The organism is Proteiniphilum sp. X52 (assembly GCF_003712195.1).
GTDB lineage: Bacteria > Bacteroidota > Bacteroidia > Bacteroidales > Dysgonomonadaceae > Proteiniphilum.
Map to the genome: position 1 here is coordinate 254330 of NZ_RDSD01000003.1, position 24134 is coordinate 278463.

The 24134-nt window shown below is 46.6% G+C and carries 15 protein-coding genes and 1 pseudogene; 4 read left to right on the forward strand and 12 right to left on the reverse strand.

All coding sequences use genetic code 11. The features are described 5' to 3' along the window. Window positions 1-34: 34 nt before the first annotated feature. The 3 genes from nanU to D7D25_RS04730 form a co-directional block, all read right to left on the reverse strand. Window positions 35-1594, reverse strand: coding sequence for a SusD family outer membrane lipoprotein NanU (gene nanU / locus D7D25_RS04720; RefSeq protein ID WP_122967795.1), 1560 nt, complete (start codon window positions 1592-1594; stop codon window positions 35-37). 27 nt (window positions 1595-1621) lie between these two features. Continuing rightward, window positions 1622-4903 (reverse strand): TonB-dependent receptor, encoded by a 3282-nt coding sequence (locus tag D7D25_RS04725; RefSeq protein ID WP_122967849.1) that lies wholly within the window; start codon window positions 4901-4903, stop codon window positions 1622-1624. A gap of 121 nt (window positions 4904-5024) precedes the next feature. After that, on the reverse strand, window positions 5025-6227 hold the full coding sequence (locus D7D25_RS04730) for an AGE family epimerase/isomerase (RefSeq protein WP_122967850.1): 1203 nt from the start codon (window positions 6225-6227) through the stop codon (window positions 5025-5027). 458 nt (window positions 6228-6685) lie between these two features. Between D7D25_RS04730 and D7D25_RS04735 the strand changes: the two genes are divergently transcribed. After that, the gene (locus D7D25_RS04735; RefSeq protein WP_122967796.1) at window positions 6686-7975 is read left to right on the forward strand and encodes an ATP-binding protein; all 1290 of its coding nucleotides are present in this window, start codon (window positions 6686-6688) and stop codon (window positions 7973-7975) included. A 73-nt stretch (window positions 7976-8048) separates the two neighbouring features. On the opposite strand, the gene D7D25_RS04740 is transcribed toward D7D25_RS04735, so the two are convergent. Continuing rightward, a complete protein-coding gene (locus D7D25_RS04740) occupies window positions 8049-8885 on the reverse strand; it encodes a nucleotidyltransferase family protein (protein ID WP_122967797.1) in 837 nt (278 codons plus the stop codon). Window positions 8886-8889: 4 nt separating this feature from the next. After that, the gene (locus tag D7D25_RS04745; RefSeq protein ID WP_255417182.1) at window positions 8890-11508 is read right to left on the reverse strand and encodes a DEAD/DEAH box helicase; all 2619 of its coding nucleotides are present in this window, start codon (window positions 11506-11508) and stop codon (window positions 8890-8892) included. A 280-nt stretch (window positions 11509-11788) separates the two neighbouring features. On the opposite strand from D7D25_RS04745, the gene D7D25_RS04755 reads away from it, so the two are divergent. From D7D25_RS04755 to D7D25_RS04765, 3 genes and pseudogenes are all read left to right on the forward strand, one after another. Beyond that, window positions 11789-12988 carry a dicarboxylate/amino acid:cation symporter gene (locus tag D7D25_RS04755; protein ID WP_122967851.1) on the forward strand — a complete coding sequence of 400 codons (1200 nt, stop codon included), beginning with the start codon at window positions 11789-11791 and terminating at the stop codon, window positions 12986-12988. A gap of 110 nt (window positions 12989-13098) precedes the next feature. Then, window positions 13099-13344 (forward strand): annotated as a pseudogene (locus tag D7D25_RS04760) (integrase); the annotation flags it as partial. A gap of 103 nt (window positions 13345-13447) precedes the next feature. Next, window positions 13448-13870: a hypothetical protein gene (locus tag D7D25_RS04765; RefSeq protein WP_122967800.1), complete on the forward strand. Its 423-nt coding sequence runs from the start codon at window positions 13448-13450 to the stop codon at window positions 13868-13870. Window positions 13871-13903: 33 nt separating this feature from the next. On the opposite strand, the gene D7D25_RS04770 is transcribed toward D7D25_RS04765, so the two are convergent. The 7 genes from D7D25_RS04770 to D7D25_RS04800 form a co-directional block, all read right to left on the reverse strand. Continuing rightward, complete coding sequence (locus D7D25_RS04770; protein WP_122967801.1) at window positions 13904-15328, reverse strand: RNase adapter RapZ; 1425 nt, start codon at window positions 15326-15328, stop codon at window positions 13904-13906. A 59-nt stretch (window positions 15329-15387) separates the two neighbouring features. Further along, window positions 15388-17349 (reverse strand): NAD(+) synthase, encoded by a 1962-nt coding sequence (locus D7D25_RS04775; RefSeq protein WP_185140215.1) that lies wholly within the window; start codon window positions 17347-17349, stop codon window positions 15388-15390. Between the two features lie 194 nt (window positions 17350-17543). After that, window positions 17544-18965: a transglutaminase family protein gene (locus tag D7D25_RS04780; RefSeq protein ID WP_255417183.1), complete on the reverse strand. Its 1422-nt coding sequence runs from the start codon at window positions 18963-18965 to the stop codon at window positions 17544-17546. 60 nt (window positions 18966-19025) lie between these two features. Continuing rightward, window positions 19026-19769, reverse strand: a complete 744-nt coding sequence (locus D7D25_RS04785) for an HAD family phosphatase (RefSeq protein WP_122967853.1) — start codon at window positions 19767-19769, stop codon at window positions 19026-19028. A 281-nt stretch (window positions 19770-20050) separates the two neighbouring features. After that, complete coding sequence (locus D7D25_RS04790; RefSeq protein WP_122967803.1) at window positions 20051-21454, reverse strand: DUF4832 domain-containing protein; 1404 nt, start codon at window positions 21452-21454, stop codon at window positions 20051-20053. A gap of 83 nt (window positions 21455-21537) precedes the next feature. After that, window positions 21538-22419: a PKD domain-containing protein gene (locus tag D7D25_RS04795; protein ID WP_122967804.1), complete on the reverse strand. Its 882-nt coding sequence runs from the start codon at window positions 22417-22419 to the stop codon at window positions 21538-21540. A gap of 31 nt (window positions 22420-22450) precedes the next feature. Next, window positions 22451-24121, reverse strand: a complete 1671-nt coding sequence (locus D7D25_RS04800) for a RagB/SusD family nutrient uptake outer membrane protein (RefSeq protein ID WP_158602540.1) — start codon at window positions 24119-24121, stop codon at window positions 22451-22453. Window positions 24122-24134: the final 13 nt, after the last annotated feature.

Genomic DNA, 24134 nt, shown 5'->3' on the forward strand with positions numbered 1-24134 from the left:
TTGGTTTAAATAGTAGAGTAGTATGCTCTGACGATTAATATCCCGGGGTCTGTACCAGGGCGGGGTTATCCGTGAGTGCACCCTCGTTGATCGGCCATAATAATCGGCTCGGATCAGCTGAAGAGTATTTTGTAACATATTCAACTCCTGCCAAACGAAGATCGTACCAACGTTTCCCCTCGAACATGAATTCCCGCAATCTTTCTTTTAGAATAGCTTCCATGGCGTCATTGTCTTCTCCCACGTAATTGTTGTCGGCATAGAAATCGCCATTATCGTTGGGGTAGGCCAGCGTTGCCCTGTTGGCATCGAAAAAGTCTTTTCCATATGCCCTTTCGCGTATTTGATTGATCTCTGCTGATGGATCTTCTTCCAAAAATACTTTTGCTTCAGCTAAAAGTAACAGGCAATCTGCATAGCGGTAAATTGGAAAGTCGTCCAGGAGACTTCGTACAGAACTGCCTTCGAGCAACACTCCTTGAAATTTATAGGCAAAGGGAGCCAGATAGGTAAAAGTGTCGTCTTCCTCTTTTTTATATACGGCCCTCAGTGATGCTCTTTTCCTGGTGTCACTATCCCTGAATACTTTTTGATATAAGTCGTACCGGGGTTGGAGTCGAATCAGGCCATTGAATTGTGCATCGGGTAATTGGGAGAAAGATATGGAATCTTCGTTGTAATATTGTCCAATGTAGACTTGTTGAGGGACAAGGTTCATCCGGTAACTGTCGTTCCACATATTATATTCATCTCTACCATTATGTATGGTAAAGATAATTTCGGAGTTCTTTTTATTGTCATAAGCAAAAACTCTTTTGAAATCGGATTGCAATGTCAGGCCGGATTGTCCTACGGTTTCCAGTGCGTTTTGTGCTGTCCTGTAATCGGAGGCTCCCCCTCCCATCTGATTTCCACTCCAAAGATATACTTCGCCTTTGAGCATGAGGGTGGCAGGTTTCGACCAGTACTGTTTTCCAAATTTGTACGACATGTCATTTCCAAAAGCATTTTCAGAAGCCTCTATGTCTGCCTTGATTAAATTCATTACATCTTTTGCGTTTGATGCTTCTTTTGCCAGATTTGACAAATCGAGACCCGATCCTTCCGTATAAGCGGTGTGAATGATCACGTTGCCCCAGGAGCGTAGTAATTGAAAATAGAGATACGCCCTCATTCCGTATGCCTGTCCCAGATAAAAATTCTTTTCAGCTTCGGTAAGGATTCCTGTCTCGGAAGTTTTAGCAATCATCAGGTTGATCTGGTTGATTACCCTGTATATTCCCGCAAAATTAGATACTACGGTATTTTCCCGATTCAGGGTATTGTAAGGCAATCTTTCAATCCCCTGTGTGGCTTCACCGCCAAAGGGCTGGTCGCCATAGATGTTTGCACGGGGTTCTCCCAGCAGGAAGAAGTTGTAACTCAATTCTCTAAACAATCCGTGCATTCCTGTGTTGAATGCTTCGAATTGTGGTTTGCTCTTCCAGTAGTTTTGGTCCGTTATGGAGCTTACCGGGTCTATATCCAGAAAATTGCATCCAGTGAACGATACCATTAACAAGCAGGATATGATGAACATATTTATTTTTCTCATAATATTTGAGTATTTATGATTTGTAAATCAAAAAGTTAAGGATAATCCCAGTAAAACGGTTCTGGGTGTCGGGTAGCGCCCGTTATCAATACCCCTGCCATAAGTCGTATCGACTGCCGGCTCAGGTGAAACCCCTGTATATCCGGTGAAGTAATAGAGGTTTTGGCCTGTAACGTATACCGATGCATTGGATATGTCGAAATTGCGAATGGATATTTTTGGGAGGTCATAGCTGAGGGTCAATTCGCGAAGTGCCAGATAATCTCCTTTTTCATAGAAACGGGAACTGTTATTATTCGCTGCCGTGTTTGCGTTATTTGAGCGGGTGATGTTCTTCTTGCTCAATTGATCGGCATAATAGAATTTTGGCAGATCGGCATTGGGATTGTCTTCGGACCAGGTATTTTTCACCTCTTGAATGATATTGAACGAACCCTGGTATTGGCCGAGAGACCGGGCAGCCAGATCGTTATAAATAGTGTGCCCAAGGGCGTAATCGAAGCGCGTGTAAAGCGAAAAATTCTTGTAAGACAGCGTTGAGGAGAACCCGCCGGTGATATTCGGGAAAATATTACCGATGACACGCCTGTCGTAACCGTCTATAACGTCATTGCCATCACGGTCTTCCCACAATACATCACCGGGCTCAATGGGCTTCCATCCCTCCCGTCCTTCGTATTCGGCGGCTTTACCCGGGCCATAAAGACTGGCCACATTATCAATCCTATTATTGGCATATTGTTTTACATCGTCCCAATCTCTCAGAATGCGTATCTGTTTATAGGCGACAAGATCTCCCAGTTTCCCACCTTCTTGCCTTCCGCCGATCCAAGTCAATCCACCTTTGGATTCATCCCAGACCTGATAACCTCCCACGCGGTTAAATTCGTTCCCGTTGTATGGGAGCCTTGTGATTTTATTGGCTACAGTCGACAGGTTTGCGGTGACATTCCAATTAAACCCGTTTGCACTGCTCAATATGTTGGCCCTCATTTCCATTTCAAAACCATAATTGCGCAATGTCCCCATATTGGTCATGATTTCTGTAAATCCTGTATATCCGGGTAGTGCTTGTTTGGTGAGAAGATCTTTCGTGGAGCGGTTGTAATAATCGAGAATGAAGTTGATGCGATTATTCAGGAAGCCGATATCGAGGCCCACCTCAAAAGATTGGCTTTGCTCCCAACGCAGTGCGCTGTTTACCAGCAATTTGTTATAGAACGCCGAACTTCCGGCATAATTGGAGGCATCTATCTGCTCGTAGGAGCCATATATTTCAAAGTTACCGATTCCGTTCACATTTCCGTTTACTCCATAACTTACCCTTGGCTTGAAATTAGAGATGAAATTGGAGATTTTCGACTCTCTCCAGAAGTCTTCTTCCATGATATTCCAGCCTGCGGATATGCCGGGGAAGAAACCCCATCGATTGTCCTTCAGTCGTGAAATTCCGTCGTAACGCGCCACAAGCGATAAGAGATATTTCATTTCATAGTTATAATTGACTCTGCCGAAGCCCGACATTATCCTGTATGCCGTCTTATTACTTGTAGTATAGGTCCTGTTCGCACCTGCATTGAGTGTAGGTATATCGTCGGTTGGTGAGTTTTGTGTCTTGGCTTCCAGTTTAAACTCGTCGTACATGTAAAGCTCTCCTCCCACCATTGCATCGATATTATGCTTCTGTGCGAATGAATTGGTATAGCTTAACGTGGAGCTCAATTGCTTTTGCACATACTTTTCTATAAGGGCTTCCGCCTGACGTGTATTGTTGGGTTGGCCTGCCGTCTGCGTTTGATACGACTTATTGAATTTTTCACGCTGATAATCGTAATGCAACAGCGACCCTTTTGTGTTGAGAACAAGTTTTTCAGGGAGAATATCTATCCTAAACCCCAAATCGTATGTGGTACGCCGTGTGCTGTTTTCAGAAGTGAGTTTGTCGCGATAATACGCCGGATTTCCGTCGCCTGTGCCGAATCCGGACGCAGGACTTCCGTCCTCAAGCCATGGACTCCATGTAGGTCGTTGAGAACGGGTACGGTAAAACATTTCGAATGTCCCAATCCATAATTCCGGACGTTGAGACCAAGAATATGTTGTTCCGGCCTGAACATTTAAAAAAGGCAATATCTGGTAAGTACCAGTCAGGTTTCCGTTATAGCGTTCATATCCTGTTCCGATGATTTGCCCATCCTCGTTATAGTATCCCAGGCTGGCCACAAATGTTCCTTTTTCGTTTCCTCCGGTTAAACTGAGATAGTGATCCTGTGTGAGCGCGCTGTTGTTGAATACTTCTTTGTCCAATTCACCCGCATGGTCTTTGAAAAGAATTGTTTTGGATTCATCATACGGATCTTTCATCGACTGCCATCCTTCCTCTAATAGATGTTTTGTGTCAGGACTTAAATATCGTATATCGAAAAGGTTGTTTCCGACACCGTAGCCTTGTTGAGTGTCTATGCCTGTACGTCCGGTCCGCTTGTATCCGATCCTGTTGTAATAAATATAGTCTTCCGCGTTGAGAAAGTCATACCCCTTACGGGCAAAATTCACACCTGTTTTGAATTTATAATCGACAGATGTGACACCCTGTTTTCCTCTTTTTGTCTCCACCAGAATAACTCCACCGTTTGCGCGTGAACCATAGATGGCCGTAGCAGCAGCGTCTTTCAGTACCTGGATCGATTCGATATCGGAAGTATTGATGTCATTCAAACTATTTCTGATAATACCATCGACCACGATGAGGGCACGGCTGTTATCTCCGGTAATCGTTGCGCCACCCCGTAGCGTGATGTCCGGCTCGGAACCCGGCTGCCCTGTTTTATTTACCACACGAAGACCCGTAACCGTTCCTTGTAATGATTGTCCTGCATTGCTGAAGGCTGCATTCTCCAATACGGCGTTATCTACTTTTGAAATGGCTGTGGTGAGTGTTCCTCGTCTTTGTGATCCGCCATATCCAGTTACTACTACTTCTTCAAGCAATTCACTATCGTCTAACAGCGTAACGTTTATGGTCGTTTGACCGTTTACCGCCACTGTTTGAGATTTCATACCCACGTATGAGAATTCCAATTGGGCGTTCGAGGGAACGTTTGTCAGTTGAAAATCTCCATCCGGGCCGGTTATGGTCCCGTTGGTAGTGCCTTTTACCAATACCGTAACACCGATGAGCGGTTCGTTTTGTACGTCGGTCACAGTTCCATTCACTGTGATGTCTTGTGCATACAGTGAAATTGTATAAGATAGCAGGAACAGACTGAATATTCCCGCTTTTCGTAAATGTTTTAAAATATTTTTCATTTTCATCCTTTCAATTTGACATTGTACATGGTTTTTGATATATAATAATACTGCATTTGGCTAAGGAATAGTTATTCCAACCTACAAGGTCTTATCCGATCCTTTGTTTCGTTTTCAGATTTTAGCTTGTCATCACTCTTCTATTTTTAGATTTCACATCGATTTTTTCCAGTATCTTCCAGCACTGGTACAATCCCCTCGGCACATGGAAACAGCCTTTCCATTTGCCACCTTTCAGGTCGAGCAGTACTTCCCCGCGGCGATTCAGGTATCCCCACCATTCGGGGTAATCCGGATCTTTGAAATGCCCCCAGGTGTAGTCGTGTACTTTTTCGAACCATTTCAGGCATTCCTGCGATCCCGTTAGCTGATAACCTTTGATGAGCGATATGAGTGTCTCCACATGCACCCACCACAGTTTCTGGTCCCACTCCAGCTCCAGTGGAGGAACCCCTTTCCTGTCCATAAAGTAAAAAATGCCGCCATACTCTTTGTCCCACCCATATTCTAGGGTCTTCAAGGTAGTCTCTGTTGCTTTTTCGATCAGTGCGGGTCGGTTGAGCCGCACGCCCAAATCCATGACAAACCACATGGCTTCGATTCCGTGCCCCGGATTGATCAAACGTCCGTCAAAAGAGTCTGACAGGGAGCCATCGTGATTCACGTTTTCCACTATGATCCCTCCCAACTCGGGACGCGGGAACACTTCCATCACTTCGTGGATGCATTCCTCCATGGTTTGTTCGACGATTTCCTTGTCGAGCAGGTGCTCGATTTCCAGTGTGAGGTTGCTCAGGATCATCGGCAGGGAGAAGCCTTTGAGCGGACGGGTGCCGGGATGGGATTTGTTCCATCTCCCCTTTGGATTGTCCCATCTGGAAAGGATGGTGTCGAAAGTGCGTTTGGCAATATCGGCGTATTCCTGATTGCCCGTCGCCAGGCTCAATTGCCCGAACGCCATGGCCGCGAAAGTGTAGGAGAAAATGTTGTATGGTTCCACCAATGGTTTTCCTTCCCGGGTAAGCGAAAAATACCAGTTAAAGTCGCCGTCATGCCCGTGCTTCTTCAGGAACTCAGCGCCCTGTATGGCGCAATCGAGCCATTCCGGGCGTTTTTCCACCTTGTTGTACAGCATGGAGAACATCCAGACCTGACGGCCCTGGAGCCAGATGAATTTGTCGGTGTCGAACACGTTCCCCCGCCGGTCGAGGCAAGTGAAGTATCCGCCAAATTCCTTGTCCTGAGAGCGTGACAGCCAAAAAGGAATCACATTCTCCAATAATTCCGTTCTATATTGCGACGCCAATATGTTAAAATTGTTCATTCCCGCCATTTTTTTTCTAATAATTTAATTCTATTTTAATCCCGTGCAATGCAATTGTTTTTAAATATATCCGCAAATTAAAATTAATAAATTTATATATGCAAGTATAAAAGTAAAATAATTTATTATATATAGTATTATTAACCATATTTAACTATTTGGTGTGGGGTGATTAGTAAGAATTTAAGTTAAAAGATGAAGTTTTTATTAATATTGAATCGCAGCAAAGGTTATAGCCAATAGAGATTTTTTGCAGATGATATAAGAGTCCGCAATGGATAAATCAATCAAAAATAATTTTATCTGAGTAAAAATATGTTTTAAATATATTTTTACTCAAATAAAAAATATAGAGTGTAAAGTTATTAGGATTAAAACAAATTTTATCTACGAATAAATATATGGTGTTTTTATTTTTTAATAGATAATCGTATATTTGCAAAAAAATAGATAAGGCAATGAAAAGAAAGATATATAGTGAGTTAATCAACTGGAAAAACAAGTCCGGGAGGATGCCGCTTATTGTTAATGGAGCACGTCAGGTTGGGAAAAGTTATATTTTGCAAGAGTTCGGCAAACAAGAATTTGATAATTATATTATTGTCAACCTTGAAGTAGATAAAGCTTTGGTAGAGAAGTTTGATGAAAGCTTTACCCCTGCTACTATTATCCAATATTTAGAATCGGCACATTCGCAGCGGATCACTCCGGGTAAAACTCTTATTGTTTTGGATGAAATCCAGGCATGTGAAAGAGCTCTTACATCACTAAAATATTTTTGTGAGCAAGCCCCCGAATATCATATTGTTGCGGCCGGTTCTTTACTTGGCGTAGCTATAAACCGGCAAAAATATTCTTTTCCGGTTGGAAAAGTCAATGAAATAACCTTGTTTCCAATGGATTTTGAGGAATTCTTATGGGCATTAGGTAGAGAAAATTTTGTAGAATTGATCCGTGAACATTATGAATCTAATGAACCGTTGGATGTACATTCGATGGCAGTAGATCTTTATAATCAATACCTGATTGTGGGTGGTATGCCCGCCGCTGTCAAGGAGTTTATAAACACCAATAGCTTTGTTGCGGTTGCTGATATCCAAAACAGAATTCTGAACGAATATATTGCTGATATGGCGAAGTATGCAGAACCTTCCATAAGTATTAAGATACGAGCATGCTATGAATCTATTCCTGCTCAATTGGCAAAGGAGAATCGCAAGTTTCAATACAGTGTTGTGCAAAAAGGAGGGAGTGCTACTATTTTCGGAGAATCAATAGAATGGCTCAGATATGCCGGAATTGTCCTTAAATGTCAGAAAACGACTCAGGGGATTATGCCTATAAAAGTTCATGTTGATTTGAGTGATTTTAAACTGTATATGTCGGATGTTGGTATGCTTATCATGCAATCGGGCATGGCAGCACAAGCTATTCTCTCCCCTTTTGAAATAGAAACCCCGTTCATGGGAGCCATTGCTGAAAACTATGTTGCACAAGCTTTTTCCGCAAATTTAATTCCGCTACTTTATTGGAAAAACAACAATACTGCCGAGATGGATTTTGTGATCCAAAAAGGAGTAGATGTGATTCCGGTTGAAGTGAAAGCCGGAGTACGGGTCCGTTCTAAAAGTATGCATATTTTTATGACACAATATAAATGCACTTATGGCATCCGCATATCCAAAAAGAATTTTGGCTTTGAGAACGGAATAAAATCAGTGCCTTTATATGCGGCTTTCTGTATCTGATAACAGCATGCAAACTTGATATTCAGTGTTATTTCCGGTATAGACGGCCGTACTGCTATTTACCGTAAAATTCTCAGAAGAGTGTATCCGAAAATTGCGCGGCTTCTTCCAGTGAGTCCGTTTTTCCCACATCGACCAGTTTCAGGTTATCCGGAATATAACAGGTGAGTTCTTCTTTATCGCAGATAGAAAGGTAGAATTCGATGATAGGGAAACGATCCGGAAGGCCGGCCATGTATTGGAAAATGGATGGTTGGAGAATCTGGATCCCCGCGAAGGCCAATTTCCGGTAGTGCCTGGGATCGAGACCGGGAAAAGGGGATTTCACTTCCCCCGTTTTTTCGTTGATCCAGCCTTTCAATCTGTTGTTGCCATCAAACAGGAGGTAACGGGTGGTTTTCCGCTCGTTGCAGACAAGGGTCCCAAGGGGATTGGGTTGGGCGGCGCGCGCGGAAGGGCTGGCTTGAGCGGGTTGTGGTTTGGATCCGGCATGAGCGGGTGGGGCGGACAGGTTTTTCGAATCCGGGACCCTACTCCGCGCGTGTGCTTCGTATAATTTCCGTAAGTCGATATTGGAGAGAATGTCGACGTTATGCACCAGAAACGGCTTGTTGTCGTTGAAGAAGGGGGACGCCTTTTTGATCCCTCCTCCCGTATCGAGCAGTTTTTCCCGTTCATCGGAAAACTCGATATGAATGCCAAAATGGCGGTTTGCCTCCACAAAGTCGATAATCTGTCCGGCGAAATGGTGCGCGTTGATGATGATCTCATCGAACCCGGCGGCTTTCAGTTTTTCAATGGCATGTTGCAACAACGGTTTTCCCCCGATCGGCACCAGCGCCTTGGGCATAGTGTCGGTGAGGGGTTTCAGTCTCGTGCCGAGTCCCGCGGCAAATATCATCGCTTTCATCCGGTTATTTAAACAATTTAGCAATTACACTCATCACCTGCACCACCGTGTCGCGGTCGGGGACGGGTATTTTGAGCGAGGTCTTTCCTGTCTCCTTATCTGTTTCGACCAGCGAATCGACTAACTTGCCGGTTGCTTCGGGCGACGAGAGCGTACGGGCGAAAGCCCCCAGCAGGTGGATCCCCTGTGCAATCAGTCGCTCGGGAGAATCGGTGTTGCCGATGTCCACTACCCCGGTCGGTTTAACCGGCGTCCGGGATGGTTCTTCTTCCGCGTCATCGCCGCCAGAACGGCCGGGGCTCTTTTCCCCTGTACCGGCATCCGAAGGAAGGCCGGGTAACATTTCTCTTGCATCGGAGGAAATGGCGGATATCTTTTGTTCCTCCTCCGGTTCCACGTCGGGGATCATCGTTTCGCTCAGAAGAGGTTCTTCGTTACTGCCCCGCTCATCTTCCGAAACCGGTGTTTCCCGCTCATCGGCATTGATCCCGTAGGTGAGATTTTCATCCGTATCCGCGTCGGTTCCGTTGGCGGCAAATTCCTGCACGGTCTGCATCAGCTTGTCGAACTTGCTTTCTTCAAGGAAGATGGAGTCGGCGCCGTCGTCAAGGATGCCTTCGAACATTGATGATTTGAAGTTGAGTTTCGTGAGCATTTGTTCCTCGATGGTGCCCGCGGATACAAAATTGATCACCTGCACGTTGTTCTTTTGTCCCATCCGGTGGATGCGGGCGATGCGCTGTTCCAGCACGGCCGGGTTCCACGGCAGATCCAGGTTGATGATCAACGAGGCGGCCTGTAAATTCAGCCCCGTACTTCCGGCGTCGGTGGAGAGGAATACGCGGCAATCGGGTTCCTCCGTAAAATTGTCGATCAGCTCTTTGCGTTTTGCCGACGGCACGCTTCCATTCAGGTACTCGTAGGCGACATTCCGTTTGTCCAATTCGGCGGCCACAAGGCGGGTCATGCGTTCCCATTGGCTGAAGATGACCGTCTTTTCATCGCTTTCTTCAAGAAACTCATCCAATACACTCATCAGCTCATCGATCTTCGTGTCGAAACGTGTTTTTTGATCCAGGATATAGGTGCTGTCGCACACCATACGCATCTGGTTCATCAGCAGCAACAGCCGGCGGCGATCGCTTTCGCTCAGGAAACGCATTTTCTGCCATTTCATGATCAGTTGTGCCAGGCTGCTTTTGAACTCGTCGTGCATCCCGCGTTGTTCGGCGGTCATAGGGACGAACAGGATTTTATCCATGCGTGCCGGAAGTTGTATGTTTACGTCCCGTTTCCGTCTTCTGACCAGTATGTTGCGGATCATCCTGCCCGTTTCGTTCAGGTTCTTGTATCCGACGGTTTTCCCAGTGTCGGACCGGACTAAACACTTGTCGATGAATTTATAATAAGGTCCCAGGCAATAGGGGTTCACATACTGCGCTATGGCATAGAGTTCTTCGATCTTGTTTTCGAGTGGCGTCCCGGACAAGACCACGGTGTATTGCGATTCTATCCTTTTGGCGGCTTTCGCGATTTGTGTGTTCCAGTTCTTGAGCCGTTGTGCCTCGTCCATGATAAGCAGGTCGGCGGATAGCGTTTTCAGTATTTTTATGTCGTTATTCGCGCTCTGGTACGACACGATTTTATAGCACACATCCCGGTTGTATTGTTCGCGTCTTTTCAGGTGGTTTCCTTCGATCACGAGCGCCGTGTCGCCGGTGAATTTCTCGATTTCTTTCCTCCATTGGTATTTGAGGGAAGTGGGGCAGAGGATCAGCACGGACGAGAGATTGAATTCCTTTCGCAGCAACTCGGCCGCCCCGATGGCCTGGATGGTCTTCCCCAATCCCATCTCGTCGGCAATGATGCTGCGCCCCTTGCGCACGGCGAACAGGATGCCTTCTTCCTGATAAGGGTAGAGCCGTGCGCGGAGCAAACCTGGCAATGTGTTGTCCGGATATTTGTTGTCCAGCACCTGGTTCCGGTAGAGGGTCGCCCTCTTTTCAATGATGAAGTCCAAGGCATCGTCATAACAACGGAATGTGTCGTCTATCTGTCTCGCTTTCTGCAAGAAATCGTAGAACCGCGCATAGTTTGATTCGTCCAACACACCCTCTTCGGTAAAGTAGTGGCTTGCCAGTGCGGTAAACGCTTCACGGTTGTCCGACCCGATACGGACACGCACGTCGCGTTCGGACCGGTACGACAAATAGACGGAAGTGTAGGGCGGTATGAGTTCCTTGGCTGGACGTTCCCGTTGTTTCCCGAGATGGAGTCGCACCGCCTCTATATGTTTGCAGGTGCCGAGCTGGTTGGTTTTGAAGTCGGGACACGAGCAGTAGTTCCACGCGCTGTCGGTTCCCCTGAACGCCACCTTATATACATGGTCGGTTTTTGGATTGCGGACGTAAAAATCGCCGGGCGACAGTTTTTTGTCGACAGGTTCAATGGTGAGTAACTCTTTCTGGGCAGCTTGCTTACGAAGGGCTATCTGCCATTCTTCCAGGCCCATTCCTTCTGGCCGCTGGAGTAAGGATACTTTCGGGAGTGTTTTTTTACTGTTCTTTTTACTGTTTTTTTTGCGTGTAGTCGTACTCTTTGACGCGGTTGTTTTGGTCGCCATAGTTGTCCATGAAGTTTTTGTCCGGGTTCCTTGTTGTTGCCACGGTGCAAAAGTAATAAATTAACCATAAAATGATGCGGGATGATGAAATAATATTCCGGTGTCTTTTACTTTTATATTTAGGAAGAAAGCGCTTCGCATCTGCCATGGAGGATGATTTAGCCCCCGGATACTCATTTATTTTCAGACAACGATGAGGGCGATGCCCAATTCAATGGAGATTAAGCGTGGTTTATCCGGAAAAAGATTTACTTTTGCGCTGAATATTTTATCCGGAAAAATGAAACTATCTAAAATACCCTTGTTGGGACGCGTGGTTATCGCCATCCTCTCGGGGATCCTCCTTGGGCAGTTTGTGCCGGTGTGGTTTGCCCGGATTTTTGCCACGTTTAACGATTTATTCGGTAATTTCCTTTCGTTTATCATTCCGCTGATCATTCTCGGCCTGGTGGCTCCCGCGATTGGCGAGTTGGGGAAAGGAGCGGGGAGGCTTCTGCTGATCACAACGGTTATCGCGTATCTGTCCACCCTTTTTTCGGGGTTTTTCACCTATTTTTCGTGTCGGGCGGTTTTTCCGAATATCATAACCGGCGCCATCGACGCGGAATCGCTACAGGGCATGGGGGAGGGCGCCGTGAAAACATTCTTCAGTATAGGGATGCCTCCCGTGATGGAAGTGATGTCGGCATTGATTCTGTCGTTTTGCATAGGGATCGGGCTCTCACTCATCCAAGGCGACACGTTACAGAAAGTTTTTTCGGATTTCCGCGATATTGTGACGATGATTATCCGCGCGGTAATCATTCCGTTGCTGCCCGTTTATGTTTTTGGCATGTTTCTCTCCATCTCCATCACCGGGCAGGTTTATTCCGTGATCATGCTTTTCCTGAAAGTGATTTCGGTGATTTTCGTGCTGCATATCCTGCTGCTGGTTATCCAGTATGCGGTGGCAGGCGCCGTCTCGCGGCGTCATCCGCTGAAAGCGTTGAAGAGGATGCTGCCGGCTTATATGACGGCACTGGGAACAGCCTCATCGGCAGCAACCATCCCCGTGACGCTGCAATGCGCGCTCAACAATAAGATCAATCCCAGCATCGCCTCTTTTGTGATCCCGCTGTGTGCCACCATTCACCTGGCCGGAAGCGTGATGAAAATTGCCGGCTTTTCGCTGGCGATCCTCTATTTCTTCGGCGTACCGGTCGATCCGGGCACTTTTATCGGGTTTATCGTGATGGTGGGGATCACCATGATCGCGGCGCCGGGTGTCCCCGGCGGAGCTATTATGGCGGCCATCGGGATTATCCAGAGCATACTGGGCTTTGACGAACAGATGATCGGGTTGATGATGACCCTTTATATTGCGGTGGACAGTTTCGGGACCGCTTGCAACGTAACGGGCGACGGAGCCATCGCGCTGATTATGGAGAGGGTCGCGGGAGACACCATGAATAAAAATCATTTCAATGCGAAAGATCGGTGAGGAATTCAAAGCCTACGCGGGCATGATGCTCTATACGTACTATCCTTGGTGGAGTGTTGTTCCTTGAAGAAAAGTTGTGCTCTTTCCACATGGTGGGCGGATTGTTGAAAGCCGGACTTTATCGTATGGTTACGGTATTGGATCAACAATTCCGACAGGAAGTACAACGACCATTATATGAAGTGGCATCATCCCAGATGGCCAGACGCAGTTTTATTGGTAATATCTATAAGAAAGTCAAAGATCCCAATTTGGTAGGAGCATTAAGCGAACATAAAGAAGGCAGTAAAGCTTTTGCCCGATACCGGACTATCGATGATGAGATGAAAAAAGAACTCATTAATCTATTAGAATGATTAACTTTGTAAAAATGATTTCTTGCTTAACTCGCAAAACGACATTTTATTTAAGTTGCTGATTATTAGTTTTATCTTGCTTAATTAGGAAAACGACATCAACATGGATTATCGTAAAATCAATAGCCATGTCATTCTACTACTGATCGTTTCTATTGTTGGTTTAGCAATAACGATGGTAGGCAGATTGATTGTCCTTGAGAAAGGAGTTGATACAGGTACGGCAAATTTGACCTTTGTGATCATCCTTGGCGTGTGCGTTGTTGCGTATCTGATTATCCTGGCAACATTGTCTCATGTTATTGTCCCGTGGATTATGAAAAAACTACCGAATAAACAGAAGACGGCTTCAACAATCACAGATGATAATGTTTCCAATGAAACAACGTTCAACGGAACAAGGTGTAATCAAAAAGAAAAAATACTGGAACAATCCATAGAAGAAATAAGGAAAGACGCAGAAAGGTGCCATATAGAAAAGCAAAATGCCAAAATCAATCTTTTTATTGAATATTTAAAGAAGTGAAAAACTGCCGAGTGCAAAAATATTAAATTCAATTCAATCTCTAAAAACCTGCTCCAGATTCTGTTCCCGGTGTACCAGTGAGACTTTGATGCCAAATTTCCTGGAGATGTGTTCTGCCGTTTTCTGGGCGGCGTAGACCGAGCGGTGTTGCCCGCCGGTACACCCGAAGGAGATCATCAGGTCGGTGAAGCCGCGGTCTTTGTATCGCTTCACATGCCTGTCCACCAAAGGGTAGATGCTGTCAAGGAATTCCAGCATTTCTCCATCCTCCTCAAGGAATTGGATTACCGGTTCATCCAGACCGGTCACATTATTGTACCGTTCATATTTTCCTGGGTTATTGATGGCGCGGCAATCGAACACATATCCGCCTCCGTTGCCGGAAGTGTCGTCGGGGATCCCTTTTTTATAGGCGAAACTGTAAATGCGTACTTCCAGTTCACGCTTGCGGGAATCGGCAAATTGTTTCAGTTCGGTCATCTCCCTTAACAAGCCACTGAGATAAGGATATTCCTCAAAACCCTCTTTCAGTAAATCCCGGAGATTGTTAAGCGCGAATGGCACGCTTTGGATAAAATGGGGTTTTTTCTCGAAATATCCCCTGAAACCGTAAGCCCCGAGAACCTGTAATGTGCGGAAAAGGACGAATTGACGGAGTTGTTTCAGAAAACCGGACTCATCCACATGTTGGTATTTTTTTAATGACTCTATATATGTGTGAATAAGCTCGTTGCGTAACTCGTCGGGAAAGTTGGCTTTCGCTTGCCAGAGGAATGACGCCACATCGTAATAGACAGGACCTTTCCTGCCGCCCTGAAAATCGATAAACCAGGGATTTCCGTCTACCAGCATTACATTCCGTGACTGGAAATCGCGGTACATGAAAGCCTCCGATTGGTCCTGCAGCAGGTTTTCCGCCAGTTTTTCAAAATCATTCTCCAGCTGATCTTCCTGAAAATCCATGCCGGTAGTTTTCAGGAAATTATACTTGAAATAATTCAAATCCCAATATACGGAACGCTGGTTGAATTCCGGCAGGGGATGGCAGACATTGAAATCCAGTTTCTCCGCACCTTTCACCTGAAAATCGGCAAGCATCGCGATGGTTTTGTGTAGGAGGGCCTTTTCCTCATGGCTGAAAACGCCTGTGAGGCGGCCCCCCTTAATGGCGTCGAACAGGATCTCGTCTCCCAGGTCCTGTTGAATGTAGAACATGTCATCATCTGAAACGGCAAGTACTTGCGGGGCATTTAACCGTTGTTTGTGAAAATGACGCGACAGGGCGATGAATGCCCGATTCTCCTCACGCGACTCCCCATGCACGCCGATAAGTGAGAGGTCATCCTTTTTCAGCCGGAAATATTTACGGTTCGATCCTGAAGAAGGCAATGCCTCCAGCGTGGGATTGGCCTTGCCGGTAAATGTCGTAAAAAGGGTTATAAGTTGTTGCATATCCATTATTCTTACATAGGTTCCAGATCCGGTTGATTGGGGGTGCGATGAGTTGTGAATTGGAATTACTCCAGTTCCGCGAGCCAGCTGTCTGCCGATGCGTCGCTTGGCATGCGCCAGTCGGCCCGGGGGGATAGATTTACGGATCCTACTTTAGGTCCGTCGGGCATGCAGGAGCGTTTGAACTGTTGGGCGAAGAAACGTCTGTAGAACAGTTTCAGCCATTTCACTATTTCCTGGGCGGGGTATTGTCCGGCAAATGCCTGTTCTGCCATAAATCGTATGCGTGAGGGTGAGTCTCCATACCGGAGCATACGGTGCAAAAAGAAATCGTGCAGTTCGTAAGGCCCCACGAAATGTTCCGTTTTCTGCGCGATTCCGCCATCTTTGCCGGCCGGTAGCAGTTCGGGGCTGAAGGGAGTGTCGAGAATATCATGCAAGATATTTCCGGAAGCCTCCTCGTTTGTCCGGGTATCGGCAATCCACCTCACAAGGGTAGCGACGAGCGTTTTCGGCACGCTTGTGTTCACGCCGTACATTGACATATGGTCTCCGTTATAGGTGGCCCATCCCAAGGCCAGTTCCGACATATTCCCGGTGCCTACCACCAGCCCTCCTATTTTGTTGGCGTAATCCATCAGTATCTGGGTGCGTTCGCGGGCTTGGCTGTTCTCATAGGTTACATCGTGGTTGTCGGCGTCGTGGCCGATATCTTTGAAATGTTGGGTGACAGCATCCACAATGGGTATTTCCTTCACGGTCACCCCCAGTGATCTCATCAGGGCGACGGCGTTGCCGTAGGTCCTGGCGGTAGTCCCGAAACCGGGCATGGTGATGCCGTGGATATTCTCGCGGGGGAGGCCCAGCAGGTCGAATGCTTTGACGGTTACCAGCAGTGCCAGCGTAGAATCCAGCCCGCCCGATATGCCGATGGTGGCTTTCTCCATGCCAGTGTGCAGCAGTCGTTTCGCCAATCCATGTGTTTGGATATTGAAAACCTCGGAGAGGCTCTCGTCTCTGGTTTCTTTTGAAGGGATGAAAGGATGCGGGTTGAAGCTGCGATACATCTTGTCGGGAGTGACGAAATCGATATAGCAGTCGATTCCGGTGGTCTCGCTGGATGATGTCATTGACGTGTAGTTGGTGTTTTTCAATCGGTCGTGGCGTAATGCCTCGATGTCGATATCGGCAATGATCAGTTCGCTTACCGGGGAGAACCGTTCCGACTCGGCCAATAAGGTGCCGTTTTCGGCAATGAGACAGGCTCCGGAAAAGACCATATCGGTAGTAGATTCGTGCCAACCCGCCGAAGCGTAGATATAAGCCGCGTTACACCGGCCCGATTGCTGTCGCACGAGTGATTTCCGGTAGCGGTTCTTGCCCACCAGCTCATTGCTTGCCGAGAGGTTAAAGATGAGGTCAGCCCCTTGCATGGCCAGTGCGGATGACGGTGGAACAGGCATCCAGAGGTCTTCGCAGATTTCGATGCCGAAGTTGCCGAAAGAGGTATGAAAGATCAACCCTTTCGAGGAGATCGGCACCTTGCTGCTTTCACTATCCACTGTCAGGTCGAATTTGTCGCTTTCGATATTTACCGTGAGATCGGTGAGATCGTTTCCGGATGTGAACCATCTTTTTTCATAATACTCATTATTGTTGGGAACATAGGTTTTGGGGACAAAGCCAAGGATACCCTCACCAGACAATACGGCAGCCACGTTGTAGAGATTGTTTTTGATATGCAGGGGAAGCCCCACGATGGTGATAATCGATGGCCTCTCTTCCAAAAAGCGGACCAGTTTGGATAACGACTCCAGCGCTTTCTGTTGCAGCGCTTTCTGGAAAAACAGATCGCCGCAGCTATAAGCTGTCAGGCATAATTCGGGAAAACAAAGTATCTGCACATCTTCCTGCTGTGCCTGTTTTATAACCCGTTTTATTTCTTCGGTGTTGTGATCGCAGTCCGCCACCTTGAGTTTAGGTGACGCTGCTGCCACACGCAGAAACCCGTAATCATTGATGTTCATTTGATTATTTTGTTTTTTAATTCGGTGTGTGAAACCTTGATGTTTAAAATACTCACTCACCGGTATGACAAATTAAAATAACCGGCTTTAGTGTGTTTTTTATTTTACATGTCGCTGTGTGATAGTTGATTGCTTATCCATTTCTTTTCTGATGGAGTTGCAATCTTTATTGCAAAGATAATGAATAGAATCCATTATCGGTAAATCAAATCCATCTTATATTTCCATTGATCGAAATAAAGATTCCATCGGTCGGACTCCACTTCGCCTCGTTGAAAATCGACAGTTTCACTGCGCGGAAATCGCTTTTCAGGAAAGAAATCCCCGGAAAAGTCGGAATTGATATACAACCGGTAGGAGTCGATGCCACTCATGAAAAATCCGCGTCCCGGCGGGATAGACACCGAGTCGCCGCGGCCGAAGGATATGTCGACCGGAATCCAACCGACACCTTCGAAATAGACTTCCGCCCAGTCGTGCAGGTTCACTTCTCCCGGGTGAGTCATCCATCCGCTTTGCCAACGCGCGGGAATGCCTTTGTATCGCAGCATAGTCATCATCAAGAGTGTTACCTGCCCACAATCGCCTTTGCGGTTTTCGATAACATATTCGGGGATATTGGCAATGGTGGAATATTCCAATGCGCTTGCCCAAGGAAAGTTGGAGGCGATGTAACGGTAAACCGCCTGAAGGATTTCCACTGGTGTTTGCGCATTTTCGGTCACGCTGTCGGTCAGATTCCGGATCTCTTTTGAAAACTGAATATGTGGTTTTTGTTCCGCGGTATATTTCAGGAACAGAGGATCATTTTTGTCATAGGGTTTTACCTCTATTTCAAAGAGATCAAACCATTCTCCCTGGGAAGTGAATTCGAAATCGGCCCAAAAAACCGTCGGCTTGCCCCTGAGGTTTTTTTGCTCCATATACAGGCTGGCATGTGCTGTCTTGTCGTCCGATAGGGTATAGTCGGGTTGCGAGGTGGCAAGTAATTTGACATCCGTCTGCCGGCGAACATCTCCTCTTGGAAACGGCAACCAGACTTTCAATAATTCCGCGTCGGGGACGGCATCCGCGTTTACTGTCAGTGTGTAACGCGCCTTCATTGTCTTTTTAGGCAGAAGGTATTTCCCTTTAGTGGCGCTACCGGTTTTGTTTTCGAAAGCATCCATCAATAATGAATCAAGGGGCGTGTCAGTTTTCGGGGAAGGTGTTTGAGTCAGATTCCTTGCCGATATATCTACCCGGAATATATTGGGCGCGGCATTCCGGAAATATCGTTTCTCGCCGTCAATGATCCTGAATTCAAGCGTCTTTGAACGTTCCCAGGTATCCAAAAGTGAATCGGAGGGGGTAAACATCCAGTTTTTTTCGATCCAATCGACTATTTCATCCTTTGTTCTGTTGAAATCCAGTTTTACCCTGTGCAAAGAGTCTCGCGTAAAGAGAAGAGCGTGTTGTAGGTCTTCGCTGACCTGCCCTCCCGCGATAAGCGAGTCGATCAGTCCCGCGGCTCTTGTGAAATTGCCTGAGGCAATCTCTTTGTCGATCTCTCCAGTGGTATCTGGTTGTTTTGGAGATGAACAATCGAGCAGGAATAGCAGAATAAATAAGCTCAAAATAGTTCTCATCGGTGGTGATTGTAAAGTTGAAGTTTTTTATTCAGGGAGAGAATGGGTCTAAATACTGATTGTCTGTGTGAGCCGTAGTATTTCCGGCATTCTTTCAAGCAGTTTTTCCATGGAACTGAAAACAACCGACGCGCCCGCGTCGCCCAGCACGGAGTCGGGGAGGGGGCCTGTATTCACGGCGATGGTAAAGATGCCTGCCCCGACGGCCGATTCGATCCCGAGGGGCGCGTTTTCTATCACGATGGCCTGGTTGGGCTTTAGGTCGCCGCCTTTCTGTAGCCCCATCAGGTAGGGTTCAGGGTCGGGTTTGCCGTGTTCCACATCGAAAGCAGTCACCATGGTTTGGGGTGTGAACACTCCAGGGAAATGTATGTCGAGCCGATCCAGTAGGGAAGGTTGACCGGATCCTGTGACCAGCACGGGTTCAAGTCCGCGCGACTTCACACATCCAATTATTTCTTTTATTCCGGGAAGAATTTCACCTTGATTATATTGGGCAAAAAGCGCTGATTTTCTTGCGTAAATATCACGGATCTCCTCTTCGGTGGCATTGCGGCCGAATTCCCGCTCGGTAATAATATCGATGGTGGAGGAACCTATCCTCCCTTCGTGAAAATAGAATTCTTCGGGGGTTGTTGAAGTATATCCCCGTTGCTCCATCGTTTCTTGCCATGATCTGGCATGTGCGGGCATGGAATCATATAAAACACCGTCCATGTCAAAAAGTACTGCTTTGAGATCGAAACCAGTATAATGATTTTGCTTCAGATAGTTTAAGAAAGGAATTCTCATTTTTTTGGAAAAGGGATTTACAACAAGCAAATTTACAACCTTTTTCCTGATATATAAATTAAAAAGGGCGGAACCTTTTTTGTCCCGCCACTCCACTAACCATTTTATTATTTAATTCTATTTTAACAGATTAGCATTTTGCCTTAAAAAGGCATTGTTGATATCCTTTTGCCGTCACATAAAAAACGGGGCAGAAATCAATCCTTTCAAAAATCAACGCCCTTATGGACGAAATACAACATCATCCAACAACAGGCACTTAACCCCATTGATATTTTCGCTTATCTTACAGCGATTGTGTGAATCCTGTTATACCCTGTTTCCGCCTCCCACATGTCCTGATTGGCCATCCGGATGCTGTATTCGGGTCTGACAGAAAGGGTAGAGGCCGGGTCGGGCAGATTCAGGTAGACTGCATATTTGTTGTCCTTCGTTGCGGGAGGGAGGGTATGGGTAACATCCAACGATTGTTCTTCTCCCGCGAACCATTTCCTGGGATCTGTTTCTATCTTAATAGTAAAGGTCTCCCCGGTTTCCGATTCAGGGACCAACAACAATTCCGCATTTCTGGGATTGACCGGGGCCGCGAATCCGACATTTTTAATTTTCAGTTTCACACTCCATTTTTCTCCCGCGCGGGGTTCTTTGGTGAATTCACCTTCTGTGGCGACAAACCTGTATCCCATCCGTTTAGAGATTTCCTCAAAACATCCCTTGGTTCTCCAATCCGAGAGGACAGACGGGTGGTAATCGGAGTTGAGGTACGACCAGTGATATTTCTCCATCTGAAGAAGAGCGTTCTCACATGCCGAGTAACTTGACAAACCGCAAGTCTCACCACCCATTACTGTATACTTTGTCTCACTCTCCCAGAATGTCCTCTCCTGTGAATTGTGGAATGTGCCTACATCGTTTGAACTGGCCAGGAAACAATCGTTGTGCGAACCGATCCGCGACAGGAGTGACCCGTTATATGCTTTTGCCGCTGTGATTGTGTCCGGATAACCGATGTTGAAACAATGAAGTTTGTATGCGGGTGTCCTTACGCAAACCATCCTTTCTTTTGGCAGGGCGTTCAACAACGCTTCCAGCACTTTTTTGCGCGGGACATAATCCTGCGGTGTCTGGGGATTCATGTTGAAGTGATCGGTATAATACCATTCACCCCACGCGCCAATAAATCCGGCCTCGACAGCAAATATCACATCAGCGTAATGGGTGAGGTACGGCTTCAACTGTTCAATATGTTGTAACACCAAATCGAGAGGGGCATCCCACGGTTTGTCCCCTTCGCTATCCGAATAGGCAAATCGAAGAACACATTTTCCGCCACCTTCACGAAGGGCTTTCATGTTGATTTCAATCCTGTTCAGAAATTCGGAGGAGATAGGTTTGTCCCGGAAATCATACAGATAATAGAGATTCAACATCAAAGATCTGCCTGCGTTCCGGTTCCTTTTTACCTGTTCGGCGGTCAGCACGTTGTCATCCTTGGTGCTGAATGAGTTATAGTTGTAGAAACCTCTTTCAGGGTTGATGATGGCTTCGTCCGACTCCTTGTATGTGACCTTGACCATACCCCCGTCATTTTCGCCTCCGTTTTCCGGCCCCGAATGGCCGCAAGCAGAGGCAATAATGATAAAGGGAAGTAGCCAGGCAAAAGTGAATTGTTTTTTTCTTCGCATATTACGGTTGTTTATCGCGCTATTTCGTTCATCGGTCGAGACGTAAATTCAATTACTTTGCCGGGTTCAGAAATAGTCTGATGTTATTGGATTTTTACTTTCATGAGTGATTGAGTCGGTTCACCCGAAGAGGCGTTTGGCAATGAACCTGTTTCCGCCCAGTCTTCGTTCGAAGAGAATATGCCGATGCTGATTTCGGAAGCAAGTGTGGTGGGCAGCATCTCTTTAATGATACTCATCTCCGTTTCCACAATGGTTCCGTTGACGGTTTTGGGTTCAGACATATTAACGATCCCGCTACCGGCACCGAGCACCTCCACCCATTCCCATCCATCTTGGGGTTTGTCTGGCGGCCAATTATAGACAACCGCGTCTTCCATTTTCTTCGTGGAGAACCCTTCAATCAGGAAATCGGCACCGCAGGGATCCCATAACCATGAATTTCCGCCTGACGCCGGATCGTTATCGGTATTGATAAAGATATCTAAAGGAGCCACATTACTCTGGTCATATACCAAGTATATGTAGATATAGTTATCGTCAGCACAAACTTTCATTTCCCGAAGTGCGGTCAGTGACGCTCCTGAAGAACTGGTAGAGGAAGATAACTGTTCGGAGGAAACCGCCCTCCAGTCCTCGAAATTACCGTCAATCTGTATAAGAGCCGGCTTTTGGATCTTAAGCATCTCTTTGATTGTTTTGGTTCCACCTTTTCCTGTCACTGTCAGCGTGATGATAAAGTTTCCCGATTCCGAGTATTCATGGAGCGGATTTTCCTCGGTCGATGTATTTCCGTCCCCGAAATCCCATAGATATTCGGTCGCGTCGGTGGAATAATTGGTGAATTGCACCTTTATTCCATCGACTTGGTAGTCAAACAAGGCCATAGGGGCTTCTGTTTTCTCACAGGAGACAACAATGAACGCGATCAGGCCTATAAGCGAAAATTGAATGTAATTTTTCATTGTTTTACTATTTAATTGTGATTATTTGTTTCTACTTCACCGAGGTTTCATCAAACGGAATGGGATATTGTATTTTCGGATCGTCATATTTTACGATCTCCCAAGGTTGTACTCCGGCAAAACGGCGATCCATATCTTTTTTGTTGCGATAGAGGTCGAACATGCGATGTCCTTCGAAAGCCAATTCCAGTCGCCTTTCATCCAATACGACGTCGAGAGCCGATTCATATCCCTTTTCCCTGAAGTTCCGGGTCGTGAAAAGCGCGTCTCCCGATAATCCTGCCCGTTGACGGATCACATTTACATCGGCCAGCGCTTCGGAGTCCTTTCCCAGTTTGGCATACGCTTCGGCACGGTTGAGCAATACTTCGCCCCATCGTAACATTACCGGCGAGCTCAGCATCGGATCTTGGTCCTGATAAGAGAACTTGCTGATATAATATAGCGGGAAACTATTTCTGTGCTGCATTTTCCTTGTCAGCCGGACATCGTGTTTTTTTCCATCCGATGTGATATAATGCTGAGGATACCCATTGACAGTCTCGGTTTCCACATTTATATTCTGTGAACCCTCCGTAAAGAAATATTTTCTGCTTATGGCATCATATTCCACATCCCTCAGTTCGTTTGTCCGGAAATCGTCGCCTCCGGCGCTTTCTACCGGCCAGCTGATCATCATGGCCGATCCGTCACTGTCATATTTGGGGATCACGTAAGAGGTGTATCGCACATCCTGCGGGTATCTCTCATACAGGTTATTCAACGGATCGGATGAAAACACTTCTCCCCATCCCATGCCGTCGTTGATATACATGGAGGCGATGGACGATTGTCCTTTTGTCTCCAGCGATGTGTGTGCAATTGCCCAAAGCGTCTCTTTTGAGGACAGCGCATTGGCAAAATAGGAAGGGTAGGAGGCGGTGGGTTCCAGTTTCGATTCAGGTGATGCTCCGTTCAACATTTCATCGGTCACCAGATCCACCACTTCCTGATTTTTGTCCATATACAGATATACCCTCGAGAGCAATCCTTGTGCGGCTTCCTTCGACACGTATCCTGCATTTCCCCTGCGGGAGCCCGTACTCATAAGCTGAATGGCGCGCAGAAGGTCTTCCGCTATCTGGTCATATACCTTTCCCACGGTAGCAAAAGAAGCCTCCATGGTGTTAGTGCTTGTTCTTAATATAATCCCCTGATTGTCCCTGCCGTGGGAATAGGGCTTTGCATAGAGGGTTACCAGATGCAGGTGCGTAATTGCCCTCAGGAAATAGTTTTCTCCTTTGATATGGTCCGATTCTACCGATGCTCCGTCCTGTACATTCTCAATGACGGAATTGGCACCGAGGATAATCCTGTAGCCCAGCCACCAGACAGTGGAGACGTTTTTCAATGTATTGTTCGTCCGATAGACGGTCGCCTCATACAACGGGTCGGTGGTACGTCCCGAGAGAGTCACATTGTCGCTCGGATATTCGGTCATCTGCATGTAATGGCGGATATAGGTATTCCCGCTTGCGTACAACCCCTTATATTCATATTCATCTTTGAACATCGAATAATTACCGTCGGTAATATATATCGCTCCTCCCGGATCTTTTGAAAGTTGTTCCGGGGTCAAGGCATCGGACGGAAAATAGTCCAGATTACATGATACTGTCGCCAATAAAAGAAATGATACGGCGTATCGTATTATTTTTTTCATAAATTTCACTCTA

Excerpts from the sequence above, each read along its gene's own strand:
- nanU (WP_122967795.1), bottom strand. The coding sequence starts at position 1,594 with ATGAGAAAAATAAATATGTTCATCATATCCTGCTTGTTAATGGTATCG.
- D7D25_RS04725 (WP_122967849.1), bottom strand. The coding sequence starts at position 4,903 with ATGAAAAATATTTTAAAACATTTACGAAAAGCGGGAATATTCAGTCTG.
- D7D25_RS04730 (WP_122967850.1), bottom strand. The coding sequence starts at position 6,227 with ATGAACAATTTTAACATATTGGCGTCGCAATATAGAACGGAATTATTG.
- D7D25_RS04735 (WP_122967796.1), top strand. The coding sequence starts at position 6,686 with ATGAAAAGAAAGATATATAGTGAGTTAATCAACTGGAAAAACAAGTCC.
- D7D25_RS04740 (WP_122967797.1), bottom strand. The coding sequence starts at position 8,885 with ATGAAAGCGATGATATTTGCCGCGGGACTCGGCACGAGACTGAAACCC.
- D7D25_RS04745 (WP_255417182.1), bottom strand. The coding sequence starts at position 11,508 with ATGGCGACCAAAACAACCGCGTCAAAGAGTACGACTACACGCAAAAAA.
- D7D25_RS04755 (WP_122967851.1), top strand. The coding sequence starts at position 11,789 with ATGAAACTATCTAAAATACCCTTGTTGGGACGCGTGGTTATCGCCATC.
- D7D25_RS04765 (WP_122967800.1), top strand. The coding sequence starts at position 13,448 with ATGGATTATCGTAAAATCAATAGCCATGTCATTCTACTACTGATCGTT.
- D7D25_RS04770 (WP_122967801.1), bottom strand. The coding sequence starts at position 15,328 with ATGGATATGCAACAACTTATAACCCTTTTTACGACATTTACCGGCAAG.
- D7D25_RS04775 (WP_185140215.1), bottom strand. The coding sequence starts at position 17,349 with ATGAACATCAATGATTACGGGTTTCTGCGTGTGGCAGCAGCGTCACCT.
- D7D25_RS04785 (WP_122967853.1), bottom strand. The coding sequence starts at position 19,769 with ATGAGAATTCCTTTCTTAAACTATCTGAAGCAAAATCATTATACTGGT.
- D7D25_RS04790 (WP_122967803.1), bottom strand. The coding sequence starts at position 21,454 with ATGCGAAGAAAAAAACAATTCACTTTTGCCTGGCTACTTCCCTTTATC.
- D7D25_RS04795 (WP_122967804.1), bottom strand. The coding sequence starts at position 22,419 with ATGAAAAATTACATTCAATTTTCGCTTATAGGCCTGATCGCGTTCATT.
- D7D25_RS04800 (WP_158602540.1), bottom strand. The coding sequence starts at position 24,121 with ATGAAAAAAATAATACGATACGCCGTATCATTTCTTTTATTGGCGACA.